The organism is Desulfoluna spongiiphila (assembly GCF_900101345.1).
Taxonomy (GTDB): domain Bacteria; phylum Desulfobacterota; class Desulfobacteria; order Desulfobacterales; family Desulfolunaceae; genus Desulfoluna; species Desulfoluna spongiiphila.
Map to the genome: position 1 here is coordinate 108,324 of NZ_FMUX01000002.1, position 25,035 is coordinate 133,358.

Sequence of the window (25,035 nt, forward strand, 5' to 3'; positions counted from 1 at the left end):
GGATGCCAGTTCTTTTGCTCCCGTGATGGTGGGGCGGCAGCCGGATATCGAATGGGTAAAAAAGAGAAAAGAGAACGCAAATGAGACACGAGTGTTATTTCTGCCATATCAAGACCGTTGAGTCATTGATTCGTAAATTCAAGCCTGATGCGGATACCGCTGAAGGCTTTATTTTTGCCGTGCATGAGCTGCTGGCCGCCAATCGCGATATGGCCAACCCGCAGCTGGCAACGCAGGTTCACCGGATTGCCAGGCAGCACCTGGACAATGGGAATCTGTATGCAGCGGAAAAAAAAGAGGCCAATGACCTGCTCCTCGGCCAGTATGAAGACTGGAAAAAGAGGGTGCGTGATACAGACGACCCGTTTTTCACCGCTGCGAAACTGGCCGTGATCGGAAATATCATCGATTATGGTGCCCACAGTGTCAGCCGTGATATCTCCGCTCAGATTCAGGGCTTTCTCCAGCAGGACCTGACCATCGATATGCGTGGAAAATTGAAAGAGGCGCTGGGCCGTGCGGAAAGCGTTCTCTACCTGGGGGATAACTGCGGCGAGGTGGTTTTTGACAAGCTGCTCATCGAGACCTTGGGGCATCCGAATATAACCTTTGCCGTGCGCGGGAAGCCGGTCATCAATGACGTGACAGAAGAGGATGCCGGGTATGTGGGCATGGACCGTGTGTGCCGGGTTCTTTCCAATGGAGCGGATGCGCCGTCCACACTCATGGATTTCAGCTCGGACGAGTTCAAGGAGGCGTTTTACGCGGCGGACCTGGTGATTTCAAAGGGGCAGGGGAACTTTGAGGGACTGATGGAGAGCGATCATCCGAATATCTTTTTCCTCCTGATCGCAAAGTGTGCCCCCATTGCCGAACTTCTGGGTGTGGAGAAGAACAATATGGTGATTGTGAGGCGCCAGGGGCTTCACAATGCGAATCCATGACAGAGATTGCGATGCGGGGACAGGGGACAGGCTCTTTAAGCTAAGGGTCAATCTACACAGGTAGCGATCTAAGAAAGATGCCCCTCGCAAGCAAGGGGCATCTTCTTTATATCAATGGGGTGTCGGTTCGCGCACCCTGCGCGAAAAAATTATCCTCCTCAGCCACCGCAGTCGATGACCAGTTCAACTGTGTTGCTTGGCTGACTGCCGTTATAAACCGAAATCTGATAGCGGCCGTTGGCATAGTTCGGGTTCTCAACGGTGATGCGTGATGCGCTTCGCGACAACACGGTGCCCCACGTGTCTACCCCGTTCCCTTTAATTTCAACGCGACTGTTGGCTGTGTCGAAATTGATTCCATTGATGGAGATCGGGCTGCCGGCCAAGGTTACCCTTGGAATGCTTGTGATGGTTGGCACGCCCGGATTCGGATTTGGGTTTGGATTCGGAGAACCGGCTGGTTCAACCATCACATCGTCAAGGTAGAAATCAACATATTGCGGCGGGCCGTAGATGTGAACGGCAACGAGACGGGCCTGGCCGGTCAGGTTTGCGGTGTGTTCACCGCCGATCATGGTCCACTGGCTGTCCGATGCCATCACCGGGTCCATGTACACAACGTGACGCCCGGCATCGTCCTCGATTTTCAACAGCATCCTGACGATACCCTGGGAGGCGTTTTTCAATTTTACCCACGCTGATAATTTGTAGGTCTCGCCATTTTTTAGAGGCTCAGTTATGACCTGATAGGCGCCTGACCAATCCGAGTCCCGATAGCTGCCCAGCAGGCAGTATTCTCCGTTACGCGACTGGTCTCTGGTCACCGCGATCTGTCCACCGAAGTGAGCTTCCCAGCTCTCTGTTGTTCCCTTTTCGAAGCCGGGGTTTGAGGCCAGATTGTCCGTTGGACCAATGGGGGGAGCCGGGGTCACTACGGGATAACCCTTTTCAGTCCACTCCACCATGCCGCCGTGCATGTAGTAAAACTTGGAAAAACCCTTGGATTCCATCACCCCGGCAGTCTTGATGCTACGGTTCTGGGTGCGGCAGTAGACAAGATAGAACTTGCTTGGATCCAGGGTGTCGATTTGTGCTTCAAAGTCGGCCGCATAATTATCGATATTGATGGCATCTGCTATGTGTGAATGTTGAAATTCCTCCGGGGTGCGTACATCCAAAAGGATGAAGTCATCGTTGTAGGCATTGGCGTGTATGTATTGATTTGCCTGCTCTACGCTGATTTTGTAAGGGTCTGAGGGCACGGGTGTGCTTGTATCTTTGATAGTTACATCATCAAGGAAAAATTCTACCCCAGCTCCTGGGCCGTAAAGGATAACCGCCAGCTCCTGAACCTGGCCCACCAGTTCCATCTTAAGTTCGCCGCCAACTTCAGTCCAGCCGGTGTTGGTTATGGTGGCGGGGTTCATATATTCGTAGCGGTAACCGTTGTCGTCGTGGATCATCAGGGTCATGTACGCGGTGTCACTGGAAGTATTTCTTAAACGCATCCAGGCGGAGAATTGATAGGTAACACCATTCTTGAGCTTGCCTGTCAGATCCTGCTGAACACTGCAATAATAGGTTTCTCGATTGGCCTGGAGAAGGCTGAAAGAACCGTTGTGTGCCTGTTCCTGGCTGATCAGGTTGTTACCGCAGAAATGGTTCGCCCAGGGCGCAAGGGAGCCCTCTTCGAAACCTGGGTTGATGATAAGATTGTTCGTCGGGTTGGGAACCGGATTCGGGTTGCTATCGGTTGGCATCGCGTTAAGCTCGTTGGACTCTTTGCTGTCCCCGGCATTGGAATACGCCACAATGGTAAAATAGTAGCGTTCGTTGTTTATCAGCCCCACAACGGTATGGGTGGTCGCTGTCCCCACATTGAGGGTCTCGGTGTAGTCGCCACTGTATCGGCCGTAATGGACTTTGTATCCGGTGGCGTTGGCAACGTTCTCCCAGACGAGGGTCACCTGGCCGTCACCGGCCCTGGCGGCCTGAAGTTGAGGTGCGTCCGGGGGAACCGGTGTGGGGTTGGGGGGCGGGGCGTGATCGATCTCGTCGCCGTAGCAGTGGGCGTCCATGCCAAAACCGACTTCGTTGGATACCTGATTGTAGGCGATCCGAAAATAGCCGCTCTCGCCCCAACTGGGACCCCAGCTGTTTTTGACAATGAAACAGTTTTGCGTGTCGTCGTAACCGACAACAATAACGGCATGGCCGCCTTCGTTCACCCCGCCGGTTCGTTCATAAACACCGGAACGGTAGGACGAGAAGTCCGAGTAAACCATGAAGCCGACGTTCACCGGGCCGCGGGTATAGACGGCGGTTTTGATCGCATCGACCGTCTGGCTGACGCGTGTGGTGCAGCTGGCACGGTAGGCTTGGTTCTGCCATCCGGAGCAGGCTTCACCGCAGTCACTGTTTTGTCCGCGATAGGGGTAGCAGACCTCTTCCGGGGTTCCCTGATCCACGAGGAACTGAGATGCCATGTTGATGTACCCCCCACTGCATGAACCGGCGCTGCTGCAGGTGGAAACGAGCAACTGCTCCGAAAGGTTCATGGAGGAGCTGCCGTCTATTGCCAGGCGTATCTCCAGAGAGCCCACTGCGGCAAAGGCCCAGCAGTCGCTACAGCGTTGCTGCTTCACCGACGTGACATAGTTTTTTCCGTTGTAATTGCGCCAGTCAAATTTTTCTGGCAACGCCTGGGTTGAGGAGTATCCATCGATTACGAATTCCCCATACATGGGCTCCTCGCCGCTGGGAATAAATCCCAACAGCTGTCTCTGCTCTTCGATGGGCAGTATGGAAACCTCATTATCCTCGGCTACCCAGCGGGCTTTTTTTTGTGTGATGGCTTCTTGGATTTGATTCAGCTTCATTTTCCCTTGCGTTGCGCCAGCCTGCGATACAAGGGTCAGCGGTGCAAGAACGAGCAACGCCATGCAGCTGATGATCGTTAACACTCTCCGTCGTTTTAATCTTTTCATATTTCACCTCACTTGATTAAAGTATTGATGACGGTGTCCCACCGTACCTCTTCCCGATGAAGTGGTTTGGTGAATGGACCATGAAACCGTGTTGTTGCTTCTCGTGACGAAAGACTTGTCGCAGTATTTAGTGGACGTGTTGATAAGATTGTTGAATCAGAATGGAAATTTGAGGTTGGTGATATTGGGTTCCGACATAGGGGCCGAGGGAAAGGAGCAAACGTCATCTGTTTGGGAATATGGCCTGAACCCAGTGATGAGGAAGAGGGGGGGCCATAATCGACCAGCATTGTGAGAAACGTTACAGGTAGTAAGAAGCGGGGCAGTGCTTTCATCATGCTCTCCATGGGGGTGAGTGTAAGGATAGAAAAGGATCCTTTGTATGCCCTTGCGAATGAGCGCCTGGAAATACATCACCCTAAGATACAGTCAGATGCTCAGTTCCCATGATGGAAATGCATGGTCTTTTTTATGGTGGTGGTCGGGCTCTGTGTGGTGTTGATTCTGGCGTTGCCTAAGCCATGCATGGCTCGTTGCCGCTATAGAACATGGCTGCCATGCAGAGGTACTGCTCTATGGTGAAACATGACTTCATGCATTTTTATGGGAGATACTGAACGCTGTACATAGTGACGATCGGCGTACGTATTTCTTGCCCCTGTGTATATAGAATGAGTGGCCGAGGTCCTATGATCTATATCACACACACATTCATGATTCGCTTTTTTAGCGGCCGTCGCTCTTATGACTAAATAAATAGTAAATAGGGGACAGGCTCTTTAAACTGGACATCCCGCGCCCGGTTGTGAGATAGTTGGTTTTATAGGTATTCTGTCTTAATGGTTCGAAAAATCAATCCTCAAATCAAACCCATATTCAGATTCTGCAAGACCGGGAAGGAGGGTGTTATGCCGCGAGTTCCCCGTATGGTCGTGACGGATTCAGGCCAGAAGGCCGCCTACCATGTGATCAGCAGAACGGCCTTGGACGGTCTTCCGTTTGGAAACGTTGAGAAAGACGAACTGGTACGTGTCATTCAGCGATATTCGGCGATTTATTGTGTCGAGGTTCTGGGCTTTGCCATTATGGGAAACCATTTCCACCTGCTGGTGGAGGTGAGCCCAGTGGACAGCATGTGTGATGACGAGGTAAGAAAGCGTTTTTGTCTTCTCTATGGAGAAGACACCGAATTTCCCGAGGGGCGGCTGGATGAGTATCGAGAGCGTTTTTGCAGTTTGTCGGCCTATGTCAAAGATATCAAACAGCGGTTCTCCTGTTTTTACAACAAGCGCAAAAAGCGTAAAGGGACTCTGTGGGGTGAGCGCTTTAAAAGCGTCATCGTTGAGCAGGGCAATACGTTGATCCACTGTCTCGCCTATATAGACCTGAATGCCGTGAGGGCCGGTATTGTGAAGCGCCCGGAAGATTATCGGTGGTGCTCCATCGGGTATCATATCCAGGCGGGCAACAAGGACGGGTTTCTCTCATCGGACCTGGGAACACCGGATTTTGGCGTGGATGATGCCGCCACGCAGCTCAAGGCATACCGTGAGTACCTGTACCATGTTGGGGCCATCGACAAGAGAGGCAAAGCAAAGATTTCCAGAAGGGTTCTGGAGGAGGAAACCCTTGAAGGGTTTGAGATGAATCGGCTGCGGCGATTCCGATACCGGTCCCGCTATTTTACGGATTCAGGGATCATTGGTTCACGGGCGTTTGTCGAGGCACAGTGCGAAGCTTTCAAGGGGCATTTTCGTTCCACACGAGAGAAGATTCCAAAGCGCGTCAAGGGGATTGAGGGGATGTATTCATTGAAGCGACTTACCGAGGCATGAGGGGTGTTCGTCTGGCTGCTTTTATGGCAATGTAACATTCATGATGTTGTTGTTTTGTGGGCATACCCCATGCTTTAAGGGTGGGGTATGCCTTTTTTTTATCTCTTTTGTGAACCTGCTCAACAAAATCGATTCTATTTCATTATCGTTCGGGCCTTTCGTCCTTGGGAAATCGATTTGGTGAAAAAGGTGAAAAAAGAACCTGTCCCCAATATGATTTAAAAGCTATGTTCAGAGGAATTCGGCTTTTTTCTTTTCGTATTGCTCTTTATTTATTACGCCTTTTTCATAGAGAGAGTGTAGTTTTTCAAGTTGGTGTAGACTGTTGTTGTGAAATTCACCAGACTTGGATATCGAAATAGTTGAATTTTTAATTCCTACGCTATTGTTGTGTTCCTTTACTATTTTATGAACAAAGAAAGCATCTAGCACCCACCATATACCGAGGATGCCTAAAAATAGGTACCCTATGAGGATAAATGATGTCAATGCCCCTATGATAAGCAGCACAAGCTGAGTGATGCCTGTACCCGTGCGTCCTAAATAGAATCTGTGAATGCCAAACGAACCTAAAAACCACCAAAGAACGTAGGCAATAACCATGTTTTTGCCTTCAATGTTCATATTGACAGATACGGACTGGTTGCTCATTAATGCCTCCGATTGTATATATTTTATACTTTGTAATTTTAGTTGTGTTTTTCAATTTTATGGTGATGCGCAATGAAGGTTGCCTGATTTGGCATCATTTCTGTCGTAAACCGGATAATAGGCTTACTCTATTTACACTGATTGCTCAATAGAAAATCAATGTTACAATTGAGGGAATATGATCTGATTTTGGGTAGTTGGGAAGACAGATGTGGGTCTGGTAAATCTTTTTAAATCAGGGGGTTGGTTTGGGTGCTGAAAGGAATAGGGAATAAAATAGGAGGACAGGGTTTTTAGCTGTATCTACCCTTTAAGACCATTTCCGGTCCACAAGGGAGAATATTCCAAGGCGCGTCAAGGGGATTTGAGGGGATGTATTCATTGAAGCGACTGGCTGGGGTATGAGAGGGGTGTTCGTTTGGCTGCTTTTATGCCAATCTAATATTTGTTATCGTTGATGTTCAGTGGGGGAGGCACCATGCTTTTAGGGTGAGTCATGCCTTTATACATCTTTTCAAATTTGATCAACAAAATCGATTCGACTTCATCTTGGTTCGAACCTTTCGTTCCTTGAAAAGTGATTTGATCCAATGGATAAAAAGAGCCTGTCCCCAATATGGAAAAGGAACCATGAAAACCAATATTACAGTATTAATCGGCTTGATTGTTTTGGCATCTCATTCTTTTGCTTCAGAATTGATGACAAAAAACTACTCAATTACAATTGAAACCCATTGTGAGGAAGGTGTTGTCTCATGCGGTGATGTGACTTATGTCGGCACTCACAATAAAACGGGTAAATCCAACATACTAAATGGATCTACATGGCATTTAACCTGTGCCGATGGTGTTACGCCCGGCCGCTTTATCGGGTATAGGTTCAAAAGTGGTGACATTTCCTATCTCGTATTTGATAAAGGGCTGTTGGAGGTTTACCGTGGGGATGAGCTTCTCCTGAGCGAAGAAGGTAAATGGACGTATTAGCGCATGGGAAGGGATCTGCATAATTTTCAGGGTGGCATTGATTCCCCCTTCAGCTGTCCTTCTTCAGGTATACGGGCTCTTCCGAATGGTCGAGCTGCTTGTCCTTTAGCATCCTGCGGGTTCGTTCTTCCCATTGGGAACGGGCCAGGACCTGCATGTCGGCGATGGCATCGACCTCATCCATAATTTCCATTCCCAGCAGGGTTTCGATAATGTCTTCAATGGTGACAACCCCTGCCGTTCCTCCGTACTCATCGACCACCAGTGAAATGTGTTCCTGGCGTGTGAGGAGAAAGTCGAATATCACCGTCAGGGAGAGGGTCTCCTGAACGGTTATGATGTCTCGCTTCAATTCATACAGGGGCTTGGCTACCTTTCCCTTGGTCGATGCCAGCAGGATGTCATTTTTCATGACATACCCGGTGATGGTGTCCAAATTTTCACTGTAGACGGGTATTCTTGAGAAAATGATATGCGGATGCGTTTCGATGACCTGTTCGGTCAGCATCTCTTCTTTCAGCGCAAACAGTACGGTTCTCGGGGTCATGATGTCCTTGACCCGCAGTGAGTTGAAACGGAAGAGGCTTCTCAGGATGCGGGCCTCCTGTTTCTTGATTTCGCCGGATTTTTCCCCGAGTTCGGCCATGGCTGAAAATTCTTCCCTGGAGAAGGCATGGGGTGTTGTTTCAGGTGAAAAGAGTCGGGTGATGTATTTTGAAATCCAGACAAACGGCAGCATCATGGGGATAAGGTAGGAGAGCAGCAACGATACGGTTCCGGCAAGCTGCTTCCAGTATGTGGCACCAATGGATTTGGGGATGATTTCCGAAACGATCAGGATCAACAGGGTTAATACCGCTGAGATTACTCCGACGTACTGGTTACCGAAAACCGCCGCGGCCTGTGCTCCTGCCCCGGCGGCCCCCACGGTGTGTGCAATGGTATTGAGGCTCAGGATGGCGGCCAGCGGTCTGTCAATATTCTCCTTGAATTCATGGAGCCGCTTTCCGACTTTTGGGTTTTTCTTTTCGACCACACCGATATACGAGTGCGGTATGCTCAGAAGAACCGCTTCCATCATGGAGCAGGCGAAAGAGAAAAACAGGGCGATTGAAATGTAAACGAAAAGCAATGTCATGTGGGGAGCCTTTGATCCATTTTATGTTACATTCTGTTTTTAACCAAGATATCAGGGATTCAGCCATGATTCAATATGACTTTCTTATCGGGAGAAGGGGGTGCCCATGCAAAGGGGGACTCTGCAGGTTTGCTATTTGTTTAGGGGGTTATAGATGATTCGAAACGCCTGTGGCTCGGATTGCATCAATTTGGCGGCACTATCGTTAGACGTGTGGCTTCAAACATATTCCGTTGATGGCATCTGTAAAGAGAGTTCCACATTTGCTTTGTCTACCTTCACTGAAGAGTATTTTAAGCAGCGCTTGCGAGATTCGAAGTACAGATGTCTGGTTTTCGAAGATGGGATGTATATCAGGGGTTTCACCCTCATAAATCTGGAATCTCGATTTCAAAGTGACGTGAATGGATTTGAGATTGAAAAACTATACGTCCACTCCCCTTTCCAGGGCCGTGGCATTGGCCGGAAGCTGCTGGCGGAAATAAAAGAACAGTTCGGGGACAGGTTCTGGTTGTACACGTGGGTCAGGAACAAGTCCGTCGGGTTTTATGAAAAATGTGGATTTAAAAATATAGGTTCCTATAGCTTTATGTTTGGGGCTGATCCCATCGAAAACCATGTGTTCGGCTACGGCGGTTCATCATAATACCTTTATCCGCACCGGTGCCGTGTCGACCGTCGCTATGGCCTCAATGTTTCTGGAAAATCAACGCTGCAGTGCTTCGGCGCACGTCAGGCAGGGGATGTGTTACCTCCATAAGGATGAGGATGAATGATTGCTTACTGTGGAATTGACTGTTCAAAGTGTAAAAGCTATATAGCAACTCAATCGGGTAAACGTGGAGAGTTGGAAAAAGTGGCTCGAAACCTGGCACAAATCTATCATGCTGAAGTCAAACCGGAGTATGTTGTCTGTGACGGTTGCAAAGCAGATAAAAGGCATTCGTATTTTTGCAGCAATAGATGCAACATGCGGCCATGTTGCATGGATAGAAATTATACGTCTTGTATCGAATGTTCTGACTTTCCGTGTGCTGAATTAGAACTCGAAATCAGGAACAAACCTGAAGCATGGGAAAATCTCGAAAAAATGAGATAAAAAGCAAATCAGTGAATTCTGGCGCTACTTGTTACAGGTTGCCGTGGTGAGGCTATGGATTAAGTGAAAAATGCATATATAATCTGGGGCTAAGAGTATTAAACCATACCGTAACGTCTGTTGCCGGGATTAATTTTTTACACGTAATCCGGTACTCGGGTACCGGATATTCAGGGCCGGTCCAAACCTCTTCTTTACAATCGGAATCAATGATGAACAGAGAGATGTTTTTAAAAGAATTCCTTGGTGCTTTGGGTGCTGTTGATGTTCTCTATAAAGAAGTGACAGAAGAGCATGTGAGGGGCACCGTAATCTATGACCTGGATGACCCAGAAGAATTTCAGGATTTTTGTTGGTACCAACCGGAAAATCGTACAATTTCAACTTCAATTTACAATCTTGCCTGCCTACTTCATGTGCAGGACCTTTTGGATATCGATAAACTGAGAATATCGAGGGCTGAGCTTCGAGGGCGGTATAACGATGCGTGGAATTCACACCTCATTCAGGCTGAGTTTGATCAAATAGTTGATGCATTGGAGCAGGTTGTCGTTCGAATGGTAGATGACGGCGAAGATTCGGATATGTATTTTATTCATGAGTAAAAAATTGCCAATACTTGGTTTGTTTGGGGACGTACAGCTGAACTTGGAGTTAATGGCGGGATACTATGGAATGCAAGAAACCGTTGATGGTTTACTTCCCAAGTATCCGAAAACAAACGATTATGGTTGAGTCTTGTGGGGACACAAAACGCCAGATGAATACGCCTGTCAGTCAGATGATTCAGCGCTTAGGGATACCGTCAGAAACAGTTCGCGTAATGCAGAACTGAATTGTTTTTTGGGAACATCTGGATGAATTGGTTTACTCTGAGAGAGCGGCCTGAGGTTGATACGCAATGGCGGTTATCTACACGTTATGTGGGGTTTTGATCCTAACAATAAGGTAAGTGATGGTAAAAATCAGCTTGAGAAGTCCTTCCTGATATAAGGGCTTTGCTCAAGACATATTTGGGGCATGAATAGTAATGAAAAATTTTGCTATCAACTTTAATGGCAAGACTGCCAAGTATGGATTTTATCAAAATGTCTTCGTTGTTGCGGACGATTTGAATAGCGCAGAATTGCTTGGTATTAAGAAAATTAAAGAGGATAAGAAACTTCAAGCAATAACTCTAAACATTGAGGAAGATCCTCCAATGATTTACCTTGATTCATATTGTGAAGTTGAAGAAATAACTGAAAGAGAGCCTTTATCTGAGCAGGGGCGCACATATTACCTTGAAAAAAAATGGTGGCAATTTGGAAATGATTGCCGTTTACCAAAATTTGGTATCGACTAAAAAGTCCCAATTTTAATTTGGTTGCTTTTTGGTGTATTTTTACGAGCCATCAATTAACCTATCCATTTTTTAGGTAGCAGGCTATGTTTAAATCCTTTCAAAATTTTTATTGCCCTTATTGCAATGCCCTATTGCAACCTGTTAACGGGGTCTATCCCAAAACGTGCGTGTTCTGTAACAAGCCGATTGCCTATGGAAAATCTGGCACCGCAAAGTCGTATATTCGGTTACCCGACTTGCCGATAAAACTTCAGGATATCATTGCTATCCTTGGCTTGGTCGGTGCCCTTATATATGCATATTTTCTTGCTTCTTCATCATGATGCCTTGAACGGCGGTAGTCACGTCAATGGAGGGAATATCACTCATTCCGTGTTTGCATAGTTGTTTGTTGCCTTTGGGGGATTCAAATTAAAATGAAATCAATTTGTTTTACAAGTTTTATTCTTCTTTTCTCGTTAGTTGGTTTTTCGTGTACTACGGTGCGCCTTGTGAACCAGGGGAATATAACCTGTCCCATTGAGATGGAAACGTATCGTATTGCGTTGCCTGATCTGGAACCGTGGAAAGAGTGGGCTGTTACCCAAACGCCGATGAATGAGACCGTATCGTTTCAACGCCTGAAAATACATCCCCTTAATGGGGTGATCCTGGGGCGGACAGAAATACTGATTTTTAAGACTGAATTTCTTCCGGTGGAAAACGGCATATCCGAGACAGAGCTTGCAAAGGCCCTTATTGACAAGGAAGAGCGGATAATGAGAGGGGCAGGGGAAACCACCGATGGCTATGAACTCAGGGACGTGAAAAAAGCTGTCGTGGAGCTGAACGGTAAGAAACTCCATACCATGACATACAGGGTTACCAGGGGGTCAGCCACGATGGCAAGCTTCAAACGCTGTTATTTCGTCAAGGCGGCCTATTATCTCTATTTCCCTGATGATTTTCAGGATTCGCACAATGTCTACCGCTTTTTGATTCAGGAATCGTATATTCCGGGGGCATTCGTCTCTGTCGACTTGGAGAAAATTCATCCGATCATCAACGCGTTTCGTCTTATTCCGCCCGAGGACAATGGTCAAAGTTGAGGTGAGCACGGCCGATGCGTTGTGTTTGATGATTTTCCTTCTATGTCTCTGTATGTTATCGGTTGTTTTCTTAATTAAGGTGGGCACGCTTCGCGCTTTGCTCATCCTACAGTCCCTCAGGACTGGTGATTATGAAGAGGAACCGGACAAGCGCAGAGAGACATCTGGCGAGTGGGGGGGCTGCGTTCATTGTCCTTTTGAGTGATTTACCGATACTCCACACCTCTTCTATCTGAAAAAGAGGAAAGATGACTTTTCAATCGTGGCTCATATACATAGCCTTGGTGGTCGTTGCCACGGCAACGCCGGGGCCGGCCGTTTTTTTTATCATGACGAAGTCAGCGTTACACGGGTGGCGTCAGGCAATATTCGCGGCCTTAGGGAACATTGCGGGGCTTTTTTGCCTTGGTATTGTGGCGGTTTCAGGCTTGGGGATCATACTTGAAACATCAGAGACGATATATACTGCCGTTAAATATGCCGGTTCACTGTATCTGATGTTTTTGGGGCTGAAACTTATTTTTCAGCAGGATCCGGATCTCGGTACCAAACATACTGAATTTCACCATGCCAAGATGGCATCATGTAAAATGTTTACCCATGCATTTGGTGTGGCCGTTACCAACCCAAAAGCCATCATTTTTCTCACGGCTCTGTTTCCGCCATTTTTAAACCATGACGAAGCCCTTATTCCACAATTTCTGGTACTGATTCTTGTGCTAATGGGGTCATCCTGTGTCTTTTTGATGCTGTATGCCCTGATCGTGGACAGGGCGACAAACTGGTTCAACAAGCCATACAGGATGAAAGCAATACGTCAGACAAGTGGGTCTGTTTTTGTTGGGTTTGGTCTTCTCATGGCGACGTCATCAAACAGATAACGTGGTGTTACATTTCATGGGGGCTTATGCCGCGAAGGCGGCACCTATCCGTTGCTCACAAAACCGGTTTTATAGGCGGGAAGGTTTACCCGTTATGGGCAATCGCTTTGGAAGGGCAGTCGAGATGAAAGCCCACCTCGGGGTTACGAGGTGGGCTTTTTTATATTCGGCAACCCGCTTTTAAGGTGGTCACCTTGCTGCCGGAGGCTTAACTTTTGCCTGATCTTATAACGACGGGTTTAATGAACAGGTTTTAAAAACAGATTCGGTTTAATCTGAATCAATAGCAAATGTGATTTTCCCTGAGGAATGAAGGGCAAAGCGCATTTGCAACCTGCTTTCGAGGTGGCACACCTCGCCGCCGGAGGCATCGCTTTTTGCAAGGTTTACTTTTGCGCCGGCCCTTACAACGTTCCCATGTACTTCCCTCCGTCCACAAGCAGGTTGTGGCCGGTGATGAAGTTTGCCTGTCGGCTTGCGAGGAAGGCTGCTGCGGCGCCAAAATCCGATGGGTTTCCGAAGGCTCCGCATGGAATGGCGGATACCATTTGGCGGTAGACCTCCTCTTCGGTTTTGCCTGCCAGGGCGGCGCGGTCCCGGGTCAACTTGTCCACGCGCTTTGTTTTGTGGGTGCCCGGCAGCAGGGCATTGACGGTGATGCCGTGGGGGGCCAGTTCCGTGGCGATGGTTTTTAAGAATCCGGTGAGTCCGGACCGGGCCATGTTGGAGAGCAGCAGGTCGCCGATGGGCTGCTTGACGGAGATGGACGTGATGGCAATGATCCGTCCCCACCCCTTGGCTTTCATGGCCGGGTAGACGTGGTGGATCAGATGAACGGCGCTCATCAGGTTGAGGTCCAGGGCTTTTTGGTAGTCGGGCAGGGCCGTGGCCTCAAAGGTCCCCGGCGGCGGTCCCCCTGCGTTGGTGACCAGGATATCGGGGGTTCCCAGGGCATCGGTGACCTGGTTGATCAATCTGTCGATGTCCTCTTTTTTTGCCAGATCCGCTTCAAAGCCCATCGCTTCGACGTCGTATTGTTCCGAGATTTCATGGGCTGCCTTCTGGGCTGATGCTTCGTTTCGGGAGCACACGGCAACCCGGCACCCCTCGGACGCCAGCGCGTCCGCGCAGCTTCGTCCGAGTCCCCTGCTTGAGGCTGAGACCAGTGCAAGTTTTCCTTCAATTCCAAGATTCATGGGTTGTTTCCCTTGATTCACGTTACAGAGTCACTGCTTCACTAAGACAATCAGGGACGGATGTACGCCGACAAGAGTCGGCGTACGTCGTTTTCTGCCTGGAGAACCCCTTCACCGGACATCACATAGGCCAGGGCCGGATACGTTACTTTATCGGCTTTGCCCACACCCTGGTCCCTCCTGATATCCCGTTGCAGCCGGTAGAGTTCGCGAAATGCCAGGTGCAGTTCTCCGCCTGTCATGTGTTCCACCACCTTTCGAGACCTCTTTGCCCCCTTTGCAAAATCCTTGTCCGACAGGTTGGGGATCTCAGGGGAGACGGAGAGGTTGGCGATGAAGCGCTCTGCCTGTTCCATCGTCTCTTGTTTCACGGACAGGGCGTCCGCAGGTGCCGATGCCGAAAGACAGGCAAGCTGTCCTGCCGGGGTGTCGGTTGACTCACCACCTTCCGTTTCGGCTGCACCAACAAAGATCGTTTTGCTAAGGGCCGGAAGGGAGAAGCCGCAATCGACGGCCAGGCAAACCAGGCGGGCTACCTCAAGGGCGCCCATCTCACGGTCCAGGACGGTCATCCAGGAACCGGGTTCGGTTGTGTTGGCGTACGCGTTTAGGAATTCGAGCATCGAAACGAAGGGGCTCTCGGGTTCGGAATTGCCGGTGCCGGGGGCTGAAGCAGCGATCTTCTGGGAGCCAAGGGCGTACTCCGTGATGGTTCGGGCGCGGCCTTCCGCCTCAAGGGTTGAAAAATACTGGGCCGCAGCGGCGCCGTGGGGGAGGCCGTCCGCGGAACTGCCCGTGCGGAATCCCGTGCCCGTACGGATCACCGGTGGTTCGATCCAGCTGTCGCTACTGGTTCCCGGAATGGCCGGAACCAGGCCGAAGCGGATGGGAAGCCCCACGTCGCGGGCAAAGCTCAGGTCCGCGGCGCAATGTGCGGGGTTTACGATGACCACACCGGTGCCGATGTCCGGGGCGACCCAGTCCACCGCCCAGACCGGCATAAGGTCACCGTGCAGGGGGTGGCGCACATACGCGCCGGTAAAGGCCGGAAGCTCTTTACCCTTTGGCGCCAGCGGGTGGTGGGGGTGGACCGCGATGGCACATGCCGCAGGGAACGGACTCCAGTCCGTTGTGAAGCAGTGCAGCTCCCGTGGTTCGGTGTTGGGAGCCGATGGGTACAGCGGAAAGGTGATCAGGGCGCCTTGACGCGGTTTCAGGGCTTTTTTGGCCAGGCGGGTGAGGGCGGTATCTGCCGCTTCCAGCCATTCTGACAGAAACGTTTTTGCTGCCACAGACGGAAGGTAGTACAGCCCTTCACCGGCGTCATCCTGGGGCATCCGGTACACCAGGCCACGGTCTTCCAAGTCCCTGAGCACATCGCCGGGCGCCAGTTTTTTTTGATTTGTGTCCTGGGGGGCGCCGAGCAAATCGATCAGACGTGTGTAACACGACGTGATTGCCGCAGCGCGGGGAGAACCTTCAACGGAGAATATCTTCATGGTTTCCTTTCCTGTGGTCGCCATGTCGACGGCAGCGGCCACATTGCACTTTATCGATATCATGGGAGGGTGTTTGATTGCATCTTTGGGGACAGCTCGCAGGGCATCTCGACAAGGGGCGTTTTTTGCTACGCCTTTACGGGCTTGATTCATGATCATCTGTGCGTCTGTTCGCCGACGGGAGATCAACAAATTCATTCCCCGGAACAAGAGACACGGTGTTCTGGCCTCGGGGGGATGCCGCCCCCCAAGGCCAGTGACGGCGAGGGCCCAGGGCCCTTGGGCTGGGTGTTACGATGCCTTCGTGTGGGCCAGCTTGCCTTCGGAACCCTCAAGGGGTTCATTTGCATCTTCCCCGGTGGGTTTCTGGGCCAGGATCACAGCAATAAATGAGCCCGCCAGCATGACCGTCGCACCGGTCATCTGTATGCCGCGTATGGATTCCCCCAAAAAAAGGATGGAGAAGAACGACCCGAAAAAGGGCACGGTAAACATCATGATGGTCGCTGTGGAGGCGCTCACCCGTTGCAGCCCGTAATAGTATAACAGGTAGGCAATGGCCGTCGGGCCAACGCAGAGGTAAGCGATATTGTACCATGCCAGCCGTGAAACGGAGGACCAGTCAACCGCCTGGACATGGGGTACTGCAAGTGCCATCAGTGCAAGGGCCCCACTTGCTGTGGCCCATGTGGTCGCCCTTAACGGGTCGATGTTTCCCTTGGACAGCAGGGTTTTGGAGACAATGCTGTACAGCGCCCAGGAGCAGGCCCCGACCACGAAGAACAGATCTCCGGCCATTCTGGTTTTCAGCGATTCCGCTGTACCGGCCCCAAATAGGAAGACGGCTGCGCCCACCAGCCCCAGGAAAAGGCCCAGAATCCTTGTGGCCGACGCTTTTTCGCGGCCCAGGGAGAGAAGGATCGCGGTGGTGATGATGGGGCTGAGAACCGGCACAATGACGCTTCCGTCGATGGACGGGGCCAGAGAGAGCCCCCAGAAAAAGAACAGGTTGTAGGCAAACACCCCGAGCAGTCCGGCAAATGCCGCGGACATCGCCGCTCCCACACCGATGGGCTTTGATTTGATGTGCAATGCCATGGAAAGGACCATCAGCAGCACACCGCCACCCCCGAATCTCAGTGCCGCCGCAACCTCATGGGGCAACTCCCCCACGACGAACTTGGAACTTGCAAATGCACTTCCAAACATGACCATCGTAATCAGCAGGCTGAGATATGGCGAGGCATTGGAAAAGCGTTCAGACCGGCCTTGCGTCTTGTCAGTCAACATACAACATGTTCTCCTTTCATCCATCTGTATTACCAGAAATTAAGGCAGGTGGTTTGAGTGCCCGTTCCCCGGTGTCCGTGCCAGATGTTTCTGACGTCTGGGGAACCCACCTGCCTGATCTCTATCTTCCCGACACCCGGTCCATGACCGGCGCGTCGTCGTTTCCGAAATTTACCCGGATCAGCTTCTGGTTCGGGTCGCTTTTTGTGATGAAGGGCAACAGGCGGCCCTGCTCGCTGTCACTGCCCAGGGGGGACCACAGGGGGGCGCCGAAGAGTTGCCTCAAATCGGTGAGGCTCAGCCCGCTCAGCCTTTCCAGCTTGAAGGCCAGTCCCTGATCCTCAATGTGACCCGTCTCCAGGAGGGCGCAGATTTTGGCTTCCCGGGGCAGCAGGTCCGGCTGCTCGGCGGCCAGGTAATCGTGAAGACCGGCACACCCCCCTGCAAAAGGGGAAAAGACCATGCAGACCAATTGCTCGGTTTTCAGGCCAAAGGTCGTCCGGGCGTACGTTTCCATCAATCTGCGCATGGTCGCCACACCACCTTCGGTGGCGTAGCGTTTCTTTATTGTGTCGATGAGGTGACCTGGAAAGTCCTTGTGCTTCATCAGGTCGATGGCGAAATCCGCGTACTGGTCGATTCCTTCCCGGTAACTGCGCTTGTAGACCCGCTCGGTGCGAAGCCCGCGCAGATGGGCCATCATGGCCGGGTTGGCACAATCGGATTCGGTGAAGCTGAAGGCCAGGTCGTCGAAGACAAACCCCAGGAAATCGGTCAGGAGCGACCAGTGCGCTCCCGAGGCATAGTCTGTGTAATCGTAAATCGAGAAAAAGGAGAGGGTCTCGGACACGTCCCAGGTTACCCTGCGATCCGCCAGCCGGTCCGCATGGCTGGCGCCGTGGATCTCCGTGAAATAGGCGCGCGATATCCCGTCGAGGACTTTAAGGGTGCCTTTAAACGAGGTGTCACCGGCCGGTTTCTGCCCGGTCTGGCGTGCGAGCTTGTGAATCCACTGGGCATAATCGCGCTGTTCGCTGGGGGAATCCCCGGTGACGATGAGGTCCACACCGCAATGACGGGCCGCCACGCCGAAGAAATTGGCCACGTTGAAATTGCAGGCATTGCAAAAGGACGTTCGCCCGTCTCCGTATGACTGATGGCCGGACATGAGAAGGTCGGTCCGGTTGAAGTTGATCAAGGTGTGGGGCATCGGCGCGTGCAGGTCGAAGGGTCGCACCTCCTCCCCTTCGATGAGGAGAAGCTCGGCCATGGGGTCGTCGTACACCCCGAGTGTGCGATAGGTCCGGTCGATGTTCTGCATCACGACGAAGGGCATGCCTGAGTGACGCATCGTAACGATAACAAGCCGGAACGTATCGCCGCCAAAGCGCTCTGCCATGGCCAGGTGAACGGCCCGCATGAAGGCGGTTGTGTACGCACTGTCCTTGCCTCCGCCATAGGCCACCATCACCGTGTTTTTGCTCAGGTTCTCTTTGTGGGGCAATCTGTTGTGCAGATTTGTTACACATTGTTCAACGGCGTTTACATCATTATCGGGCAGGGCGTTTCGCAGCGCGCTCAGTATTTTCTTTTGCATTCCAATTTCCTTTTCAGGTAATAATCAGGTAGTCACTAACGGCTGCTAATGCAGCACCATACATGGTCTTCGCTCGTGATACAACTTAATTGCTTAATGATGAGTAATCTCTTTGACCCATGTTATGAACTCATTTGTAGCCAGTAAATTCGTATGGCCGCCGCAAAATCGCCGGATGCTCATGCGCTCGGTGGTGTAGTCACCCCAGCCCGTCAGCCCGTTTTCCGTGACAAGGGGGTCCTCATCCCCTGATGCCGCGAAAATCGGGCAGCACAGTCGCCCAAAATCCGAGGCATGGAAATCGCTCAGCATATTCAGCTCCTTGCGGGTCGTATCGATGAGTATATCCTTCCATTCGTGGCTCGGCATGCGTTCAAACAGCCCCGGGTCGACCGTCGTCCAATAGGCCTCGATTTCTTCCGATGAACGCGGTAGTAAGGCCGATCCATCGATGAGGTGGGGGGCATTGGCGCCCACAATGACCAGCCCACCGATTTGACAGCATGCCAGTTCCAGGGCGGCTGCAAGGGTGTAGGCCATGTACGCGCCAAAGCTGTGCCCGAACAGGATCGGCTCTTTTTCCGAAATGTCCCGGAGTTGGGGTACAAAGGAGACGGCGGCGTCGTGAAAGGAGGGGGTGTCCGTGTGACTGGTCTGCTCGTAACGCCAGGGATAGCGGAGAATTCGAACGTTTGGCCTCAAGGTGCGCACCATCGGTTGAAACTCGCTGCCGAAAGATCCTGTTCCGGGAAAGATGATGACATCCCGTGTTGCATCGTCCATGATGATTTGTCCTTTTGGTTTGTTCCACTCAGCACCGCAGCCCCAGCTCGTCGACGATCATCGATAAACTGATGGCTCCCAGGCGAAAATCCCACTTTTCCTTGAGATGTGCCGTGGAAGCCTCGGCCATGCATTCCACATTCAGGGCTCCCACCGACGCGACCATGTCGTGCCAGGTCCGCCACAAGGTATCGTCGACGATGGATTTCAGGTCGTAGGCGGTGAACCCGTGCTTGGCCCGGTTCGTTACCGTCTCCGGAACGGTGTCGCGATACGCTGTTTTGAGGCATGCCTTGCCTTCGAAGTTGACGACCTTTTCCTGGTCCGGGACGCGCAGCGCCAGGGAGACAACCCCATTTCCAAGGAACGGGTAGCGGCCCTCGATGGAGTTGGCCATGACCATGGAATCTCCGTGGTCGCCCAGCAGGTGCCCGCCCAGCTGGACATAGACGTCGGCGATGGAGCGCAGCTGCATGGGGGAAAGCCCTTTGAGTTCATCGTCTGAATACGGGATCAGCCGATGGCGCCAGAACTCCCGCCCGGTAATCTCCTGTCGCGCACTTTCGGACAGGAAGTTTTGACGGCGTTTTTCCACACGGTCGTGGTCGACTTCCCAGCTGAAATCTGCCCGGCCCCATGCCTGCTCATTCTGGACGCACTCCATGCGTGGCCCGCGCTTGACACTGTCAAATGCGTAGGAATCGTATCCGAAGAACAGCTCATCTGCGCCTTCACCCGACACCACGCCCTTGATCCCTGCCCCATGCACATGCTCGGAGAGCATCATGGCAGACACATTGTAGGTCTCGCGCTGGGGGAAACAGCAATGGCGAACCATCTTCTCGAACCGCGCGGCAATGTCTTCAGGGAAGCATCGTATCTCATGGTGGACGCTGCCTGCCGTTGCCGCCACCGAGCGCTGAAAGCGCCCCTCGTCCAGCATCGGGTCGTTGAATGTCACCGAAAAGGATTTCATGGTCTTTTTTGACATGGACGCCGCATCCATGAGAATTGCCGTGGAATCAAACCCGCCGCTCAGGTAGGCACCGATCTCTACATCGGAGTGGAGCCGCATGGAGATCGATTCCTTCATGGCTTCACGTAGTGCCTCTACGTCGACGGGCCCTTTCTCGGAAGAGAACATGCCGTAGCGCCAGTATCGGAGGGTTTTACGTCCATTCTCATCGAACCGTACAGCGCATCCGGGCTCCACGCCAGAGACATGTTCCACGAGGGTTTTCGGAGCGACAACGTTGCCAAGGGAAAAATACTGGTCCACGGCGGTGTAATCCAGTCTCCACGGGTGACGGATCGCCTGGACAAGGGGTTTGAGTTCTGAGCAGAAATGGATGCAGTTCTCCACCTCACTGAAGAAGAGCGGGCAGATGCCAAAGCGATCCCGTGCCAGGTAGAGGGCGTTTTCCTTCCGGTCATAAATCACCGTTGCAAACTGACCGTCGATTTTTTCCAGCCCTTTGATGCCGTGGCGAGCCACCAGCTCCGGGAGGATCGCCACATCAACCCCGTTGCCGCTTGGCCGGGGGATGCCCAGCTCTTCGAAAAGCCTGTCGGCATTGTATATTTCCCCATTGGTCAGCGCCACAAAACGGCCACTGGCCTCTTCCACCGGTTGCCAGCCGTCTTGCAGCCCGATCATGCCGAGTCTTGCGAGCTTCACCGAAAGGGACGCCGTGTTCAGGGAGTAGGCCTCGTCCGGCCCCCGGTGGGTCAGCCTGTTGTGCATGGCAACGCAGAGACTGCGATCCAGCCGACCATCCGGGGCAAATGTACCGCTTATACCGCACATAACCGTTCAGCCTCCTTTCCGGGGAACGCGTCAATCAGGTCTCCGAGTGTTGCTGCCCGAAGCACGTCACGCACACCGACATCGGTCCAACCCAGCTCCTTGAGTTTTCCCAGCAGGATGAGGGTCGAGGCCGAATCCCCGCCAATGTCGAAAAAATTGTCGTTCCGGTGGGCATCATCCAAGCCCGTGAGGCTTTGCACCAGGGACATAACCTGGGCTTCGACGGTTGCCGCTTCTCCAGCGATGGGGGTGCGGGTGGCCTGCAAGGCATGGCGATCGACCTTGCCGTTTCGGGTGTAGGGCATTATGTCCAGGCGTTTGAAAAGAGACGGCACCTTGTACGGATTGAGGTGCGCCTCAAGGTGCCGTCGCAGCATGCGGGGCCCGGCCGCACCCTGGTAATAGCAGACCAGGGCGTCGGTGGCTTCGGCGTCTTGGTCCACGGCGTGAGATTCCGCCAAAACCACCGCTTCGACGACGGTGTCGAGACGGCAGGCCACGCTTTCCACCTCCCCGGGATCGATGCGGTAGCCCCTCACCTTGACCTGCCGGTCGCATCTTTCCACAAAGAAAAACTGGCCGTCTCGGACAGTGACGATGTCACCGGTGGGATACACCTGGGTGTCTGCTGGACCGGAAAAACGTTGCAGGCCATCGTCGGTAAGGTAGCCGATGGCAACGCTTTTCCCTGTGATGACGAGCTCTCCGCATAGGTCCGAAGACAGTTCCGTGGCATGATCGGTTTTCTGCCGGGTAATTTTTACGCCGCATTCTCCGACCACATCTCCTAGGGGGACCCCGTCGCGGCACGCTTCGGGGCTCAGCCCATCGGTGAGAAGATTGCAGATTGTCGTCTCCGTGCAGCCATAGGCATTGTGGAAGGCGGCAATGCGCGCCCATTTTTCAACCACGGCGGGTCGGCAGGCACCGCCACCGTTTAGAACATGGCGCAAGTGCATGCCCGGTGTCGGCTCTGTTGCCGTTAAAGCAAACGGCGTGGTTTTCAGGTGCGTAATGGCATGGCGCGTAAGCGTGTCCTGCAACACCGCACCGGGCGTCAGCGCGCTTTCGTCCACCATCACAAGACGGGCTCCGGCACACAGTGTCCAGAAGATCTCGGTGAGGCACCCGTCGAAGGTGAGCTTTGCAAACTGGAGCGTCCGGCTTTGCGGCCCCACCTCCAGGCGGCGACGGTGATCCGTAATCACCCCGTTCAGTGAATCACGTGCCACGATGACGCATTTGGGTTCCCCCGTGGATCCCGAGGTGTGGATCGCATAGGCGATGTTGCCGTAAAATTCATGCAGGTCCTTGCGAGGTGTCAGCTGATTTGTGTCATGGCCTCTCCAGGGGGAAGGTGTTGGGACAAGCTCAACCTCTCCAGGGTTTGCTGTGCCCTGGGCGACCCTGTTGACCCGAAGCCGGGAGATCTTGCTGCGATTGGATTCTGCGCTGTCACGCGGGTCGATTACCACGAAGGGCCGGTGGGCCCGCAACAGGCCCACCATGGCCACAATCGTTGCCGCATTTCGCTGTCCCTCAATGCCGACAAATTCACCGGGAACGGTCATGCGTTCTATGTGGGATACCAGCGACCTCGACTCTTTATCGAGGTCGCCATAGGTCAGCGATGCCGTGGGGGTCTCAATGGCTGTGTGCTCCGGATCCATGCGAACACAGTGGTCGATCATTTCGACAATGGACATGCTTTCTTTGACGTTGGTCTCTTCTTTGTTTATCCGATGCATATCTTTCCATCTTTATAGCCGATCGCCTGTCTGGGGCGGTCTATTTTACATTGTGTGAAAGGTGCCCGACCTGCTCTACCATGGCCTCCACAGTGTCTCCTGCCTCAATGGCCGCCGCGCCCGGGGTTCCGGTGCAGATCACCGTGCCCGGCAGGAGCGTTCGGCCCGCTGAGAAATACTCCACCAGAAAGCCCAGGTCGTAACGCATCTCCGATACCTGTGCCGAGGCAATGGTTTCTCCGTTTCGCACGGTGGAAACGCGCAGGGTTTTAAGTTCATCCGGCGCGAAGGTGTCTATGGACACAAGGGCGGGGCCTATGCTGCAAAAGGTGTCAAAGCCTTTGGCCCATGGGATATAGCGAGGGTTTTCACGAATGACGTCTTCGGCGGTCATGTCCAGGACCGTTGTCACGGCCACCACGGCATCCCGCCAGTTCTCGCGGGCTACGTTCTTGCAACGCGTCCCGATGACAAGGCCAAGCTCCCCTTCCGCCGTGACGCGCTTGCTTTGCCGTGGCAGACGTATGTCCTCACCATTTGCAATAAGGCACCCGGTTGGCCTCAGGTACGACCCGGGCCCTGAAACCGGTTGGGCTGCGTCCAGGTCTTTGGCGTGTCCGCGGTAGTTTAAACCCGCGCCCCAGATATCTCCCCCCTCACCGGCCACCGAGGCTGCCGTGTCCAACCCGCTGGCCGGAACATCTGCCCGGGGCTGTTTTCTCAGCACCTCGTCAATGGCTTTTCTGTGCCCTTGCCCCAGAAGCTCCACAAGGCGAAGCGATTGGAATTCGTCCGGCAGGCAAACCCACCGGTCTTCACCATTGCACGCGTGGATTTTTGCGCTGCCGCTGCGTGTTAATCGAGACAGTTTCACTCTCATTTCCTTTCGAATCAGCTCTGTTAAAACGAGACACCCTTATGCATACACTTGCTGTGACACGATTTCGGACGCTTTATAGATGTCGGATTCCTTTGGGTCGTATGTGGCAACGTTCAACGCCTCTTTCATGACGGCCATCTCGTCGATCATCTGCTCTGAGCACACCTTTTCGATCACCGGGAACAGGCTGGTATGCAAGCCGATGACCCCGCCCAGCACCTGCAGGTAGTGGCTTCCGGGTATGACCTTCATGTTCCGGTTGCACATCTCGGCCAGTTTCGCGAATTCGCGGTAGTCATAGGTGCCCTTGCCCATGTTGGACAGGATGCCCGCCAGGGATTCTATGGCGGCGTTGCCGCTGCCTCGACCGATCCCGTGCAGGGTGCCGTCTACGATGGATGCCCCTGCAGAGATCGCGGCAAGGCTGTTGGCATTGGCCATGCCCAGGTTGTTGTGTCCGTGAAAACCGACCACCGGGAATATCTCCTTGACGGCACGGACATAGTTTTCAACATCTTCCGGCAGCATGGTTCCATAGGAATCGACGATATAGACACCGGCGACTTCAGAGGGCACATTACGCAGGAAATCCCGGAGCTTGGTGTGCGGAACCACGCTCGACTTCATCAGGTTCAGGTAGACGTCATCACACTGCTGCAGGGCACTTTCGACGTAATCCAGGTTCTCTTCCACCCGATACGCCTCCAGGCCGACCCGCACAAAGGACATCCCCTCGCTGCACAGCCAGGACAATGTGGAGAGCCGGCTGAATTTGGGTTGTGCGAACATCCCCCATTTCGACGACGTAAAATTCGCATTGGCTATGTCACACCACTCCGTGAGGCTGATATTGCACTCTTTGTGACCTGCTCTTTCTGCTTCAAAACCAATCCCGTGCGCAATTTCTACCAGGCCGACAGAGACATCGTTGAGTTTCTTTGCCAGATCAACAACGAAGGCCTTGTCAAATTGGAAATCAACCGCGTAAGAGCCGTCACGCAGAGTCGAGTCGAGCAACTTGATCTCACCGGTTGACCGAATCAAATTTTGTTCGATTTTTTCTCTCATAATTCATGTCCCCTTAATATGTCATACAGATTAAAAGTCGTAACTCCCGGTAAAACCGGGCGCTTGAATCATTAACAGCTCACATGCGGTCTGCTTAACATGGCTTATCTTTCAGTGTGCGCAGGTGGTTGTGTGGGAAAAAACAGCTCATCGTCGTTATTGCTTGGCAGGCTGTGTCGATGCCGTGGTTTCGTTAAAAAATCAGCTCTGTTGTT

At 52.5% G+C, this 25,035-nt stretch carries 21 protein-coding genes; 9 read left to right on the forward strand and 12 right to left on the reverse strand.

Annotated elements, in window-relative coordinates:
- Positions 1–80 precede the first annotated feature (80 nt).
- On the forward strand, positions 81–944 hold the full coding sequence (locus BLQ12_RS03610; protein ID WP_092208363.1) for a damage-control phosphatase ARMT1 family protein: 864 nt from the start codon (positions 81–83) through the stop codon (positions 942–944).
- Between the two features lie 158 nt (positions 945–1,102).
- On the opposite strand, the gene BLQ12_RS03615 is transcribed toward BLQ12_RS03610, so the two are convergent.
- Positions 1,103–3,931, reverse strand: coding sequence for a C1 family peptidase (locus BLQ12_RS03615; RefSeq protein ID WP_092208365.1), 2,829 nt, complete (start codon positions 3,929–3,931; stop codon positions 1,103–1,105).
- A 908-nt stretch (positions 3,932–4,839) separates the two neighbouring features.
- Here BLQ12_RS03615 and BLQ12_RS03625 point away from each other — a divergent pair.
- Positions 4,840–5,766, forward strand: a complete 927-nt coding sequence (locus tag BLQ12_RS03625) for a transposase (RefSeq protein WP_092208369.1) — start codon at positions 4,840–4,842, stop codon at positions 5,764–5,766.
- A gap of 231 nt (positions 5,767–5,997) precedes the next feature.
- Here the strand turns inward: BLQ12_RS03625 and BLQ12_RS03630 are convergent, their stop codons facing one another.
- The gene (locus BLQ12_RS03630; RefSeq protein ID WP_092208985.1) at positions 5,998–6,417 is read right to left on the reverse strand and encodes an NINE protein; all 420 of its coding nucleotides are present in this window, start codon (positions 6,415–6,417) and stop codon (positions 5,998–6,000) included.
- Between the two features lie 630 nt (positions 6,418–7,047).
- Between BLQ12_RS03630 and BLQ12_RS26840 the strand changes: the two genes are divergently transcribed.
- Positions 7,048–7,401 (forward strand): hypothetical protein, encoded by a 354-nt coding sequence (locus BLQ12_RS26840; protein ID WP_139163818.1) that lies wholly within the window; start codon positions 7,048–7,050, stop codon positions 7,399–7,401.
- 49 nt (positions 7,402–7,450) lie between these two features.
- Here the strand turns inward: BLQ12_RS26840 and BLQ12_RS03635 are convergent, their stop codons facing one another.
- Positions 7,451–8,539, reverse strand: a complete 1,089-nt coding sequence (locus BLQ12_RS03635) for a CNNM domain-containing protein (RefSeq protein WP_092208371.1) — start codon at positions 8,537–8,539, stop codon at positions 7,451–7,453.
- A 154-nt stretch (positions 8,540–8,693) separates the two neighbouring features.
- On the opposite strand from BLQ12_RS03635, the gene BLQ12_RS03640 reads away from it, so the two are divergent.
- From BLQ12_RS03640 to BLQ12_RS03665, 6 genes are all read left to right on the forward strand, one after another.
- Entirely contained in the window at positions 8,694–9,185 is a 492-nt protein-coding gene (locus tag BLQ12_RS03640; RefSeq protein WP_092208373.1) for a GNAT family N-acetyltransferase, read from the forward strand.
- Between the two features lie 126 nt (positions 9,186–9,311).
- Positions 9,312–9,638 (forward strand): DUF3795 domain-containing protein, encoded by a 327-nt coding sequence (locus BLQ12_RS28285; RefSeq protein WP_092208375.1) that lies wholly within the window; start codon positions 9,312–9,314, stop codon positions 9,636–9,638.
- Between the two features lie 209 nt (positions 9,639–9,847).
- Positions 9,848–10,243, forward strand: a complete 396-nt coding sequence (locus BLQ12_RS03650; protein WP_139163819.1) for a hypothetical protein — start codon at positions 9,848–9,850, stop codon at positions 10,241–10,243.
- A 425-nt stretch (positions 10,244–10,668) separates the two neighbouring features.
- Positions 10,669–10,983: a hypothetical protein gene (locus BLQ12_RS03655; protein WP_092208379.1), complete on the forward strand. Its 315-nt coding sequence runs from the start codon at positions 10,669–10,671 to the stop codon at positions 10,981–10,983.
- A 416-nt stretch (positions 10,984–11,399) separates the two neighbouring features.
- Positions 11,400–12,071, forward strand: coding sequence for a hypothetical protein (locus BLQ12_RS03660; protein WP_139163820.1), 672 nt, complete (start codon positions 11,400–11,402; stop codon positions 12,069–12,071).
- Between the two features lie 248 nt (positions 12,072–12,319).
- Positions 12,320–12,952, forward strand: a complete 633-nt coding sequence (locus BLQ12_RS03665; RefSeq protein WP_092208383.1) for a LysE family translocator — start codon at positions 12,320–12,322, stop codon at positions 12,950–12,952.
- A 404-nt stretch (positions 12,953–13,356) separates the two neighbouring features.
- Here BLQ12_RS03665 and BLQ12_RS03670 read toward each other — a convergent pair whose 3' ends face one another.
- From BLQ12_RS03670 to BLQ12_RS03710, 9 genes are all read right to left on the reverse strand, one after another.
- A complete protein-coding gene (locus tag BLQ12_RS03670) occupies positions 13,357–14,148 on the reverse strand; it encodes an SDR family oxidoreductase (protein WP_092208385.1) in 792 nt (263 codons plus the stop codon).
- A gap of 50 nt (positions 14,149–14,198) precedes the next feature.
- Positions 14,199–15,647 (reverse strand): hypothetical protein, encoded by a 1,449-nt coding sequence (locus BLQ12_RS03675; RefSeq protein ID WP_175469472.1) that lies wholly within the window; start codon positions 15,645–15,647, stop codon positions 14,199–14,201.
- Between the two features lie 291 nt (positions 15,648–15,938).
- Positions 15,939–16,937 carry a DMT family transporter gene (locus tag BLQ12_RS03680; protein ID WP_175469473.1) on the reverse strand — a complete coding sequence of 333 codons (999 nt, stop codon included), beginning with the start codon at positions 16,935–16,937 and terminating at the stop codon, positions 15,939–15,941.
- A gap of 121 nt (positions 16,938–17,058) precedes the next feature.
- The gene (locus BLQ12_RS03685; protein WP_092208391.1) at positions 17,059–18,534 is read right to left on the reverse strand and encodes a hypothetical protein; all 1,476 of its coding nucleotides are present in this window, start codon (positions 18,532–18,534) and stop codon (positions 17,059–17,061) included.
- Between the two features lie 93 nt (positions 18,535–18,627).
- On the reverse strand, positions 18,628–19,317 hold the full coding sequence (locus BLQ12_RS03690; RefSeq protein WP_092208393.1) for a thioesterase II family protein: 690 nt from the start codon (positions 19,315–19,317) through the stop codon (positions 18,628–18,630).
- 28 nt (positions 19,318–19,345) lie between these two features.
- Positions 19,346–21,124, reverse strand: a complete 1,779-nt coding sequence (gene asnB, locus BLQ12_RS03695) for an asparagine synthase (glutamine-hydrolyzing) (RefSeq protein ID WP_092208395.1) — start codon at positions 21,122–21,124, stop codon at positions 19,346–19,348.
- Entirely contained in the window at positions 21,112–22,872 is a 1,761-nt protein-coding gene (locus tag BLQ12_RS03700) for a non-ribosomal peptide synthetase (protein WP_217640232.1), read from the reverse strand. The genes asnB and BLQ12_RS03700 overlap by 13 nt, the downstream gene beginning before the upstream one ends.
- A gap of 40 nt (positions 22,873–22,912) precedes the next feature.
- Positions 22,913–23,746 carry a fumarylacetoacetate hydrolase family protein gene (locus tag BLQ12_RS03705; RefSeq protein WP_217640233.1) on the reverse strand — a complete coding sequence of 278 codons (834 nt, stop codon included), beginning with the start codon at positions 23,744–23,746 and terminating at the stop codon, positions 22,913–22,915.
- A 42-nt stretch (positions 23,747–23,788) separates the two neighbouring features.
- The gene (locus tag BLQ12_RS03710) at positions 23,789–24,820 is read right to left on the reverse strand and encodes a hydroxymethylglutaryl-CoA lyase-like TIM-barrel protein (protein WP_217640234.1); all 1,032 of its coding nucleotides are present in this window, start codon (positions 24,818–24,820) and stop codon (positions 23,789–23,791) included.
- Positions 24,821–25,035: the final 215 nt, after the last annotated feature.

Coding starts and splice junctions, on each gene's coding strand:
- BLQ12_RS28285 (WP_092208375.1), top strand. CDS start 9,312: ATGATTGCTTACTGTGGAATTGACTGTTCAAAGTGTAAAAGCTATATA.
- BLQ12_RS03670 (WP_092208385.1), bottom strand. CDS start 14,148: ATGAATCTTGGAATTGAAGGAAAACTTGCACTGGTCTCAGCCTCAAGC.
- BLQ12_RS03650 (WP_139163819.1), top strand. CDS start 9,848: ATGATGAACAGAGAGATGTTTTTAAAAGAATTCCTTGGTGCTTTGGGT.
- BLQ12_RS03625 (WP_092208369.1), top strand. CDS start 4,840: ATGCCGCGAGTTCCCCGTATGGTCGTGACGGATTCAGGCCAGAAGGCC.
- BLQ12_RS03630 (WP_092208985.1), bottom strand. CDS start 6,417: ATGAGCAACCAGTCCGTATCTGTCAATATGAACATTGAAGGCAAAAAC.
- BLQ12_RS03685 (WP_092208391.1), bottom strand. CDS start 18,534: ATGCAAAAGAAAATACTGAGCGCGCTGCGAAACGCCCTGCCCGATAAT.
- BLQ12_RS03710 (WP_217640234.1), bottom strand. CDS start 24,820: ATGAGAGAAAAAATCGAACAAAATTTGATTCGGTCAACCGGTGAGATC.
- BLQ12_RS03675 (WP_175469472.1), bottom strand. CDS start 15,647: ATGAAGATATTCTCCGTTGAAGGTTCTCCCCGCGCTGCGGCAATCACG.
- BLQ12_RS03680 (WP_175469473.1), bottom strand. CDS start 16,937: ATGTTGACTGACAAGACGCAAGGCCGGTCTGAACGCTTTTCCAATGCC.
- BLQ12_RS03640 (WP_092208373.1), top strand. CDS start 8,694: ATGATTCGAAACGCCTGTGGCTCGGATTGCATCAATTTGGCGGCACTA.
- asnB (WP_092208395.1), bottom strand. CDS start 21,124: ATGTGCGGTATAAGCGGTACATTTGCCCCGGATGGTCGGCTGGATCGC.
- BLQ12_RS03690 (WP_092208393.1), bottom strand. CDS start 19,317: ATGGACGATGCAACACGGGATGTCATCATCTTTCCCGGAACAGGATCT.
- BLQ12_RS03660 (WP_139163820.1), top strand. CDS start 11,400: ATGAAATCAATTTGTTTTACAAGTTTTATTCTTCTTTTCTCGTTAGTT.
- BLQ12_RS03615 (WP_092208365.1), bottom strand. CDS start 3,931: ATGAAAAGATTAAAACGACGGAGAGTGTTAACGATCATCAGCTGCATG.
- BLQ12_RS03655 (WP_092208379.1), top strand. CDS start 10,669: ATGAAAAATTTTGCTATCAACTTTAATGGCAAGACTGCCAAGTATGGA.
- BLQ12_RS03700 (WP_217640232.1), bottom strand. CDS start 22,872: ATGCATCGGATAAACAAAGAAGAGACCAACGTCAAAGAAAGCATGTCC.
- BLQ12_RS03665 (WP_092208383.1), top strand. CDS start 12,320: ATGACTTTTCAATCGTGGCTCATATACATAGCCTTGGTGGTCGTTGCC.
- BLQ12_RS03635 (WP_092208371.1), bottom strand. CDS start 8,539: ATGACATTGCTTTTCGTTTACATTTCAATCGCCCTGTTTTTCTCTTTC.
- BLQ12_RS03610 (WP_092208363.1), top strand. CDS start 81: ATGAGACACGAGTGTTATTTCTGCCATATCAAGACCGTTGAGTCATTG.
- BLQ12_RS26840 (WP_139163818.1), top strand. CDS start 7,048: ATGAAAACCAATATTACAGTATTAATCGGCTTGATTGTTTTGGCATCT.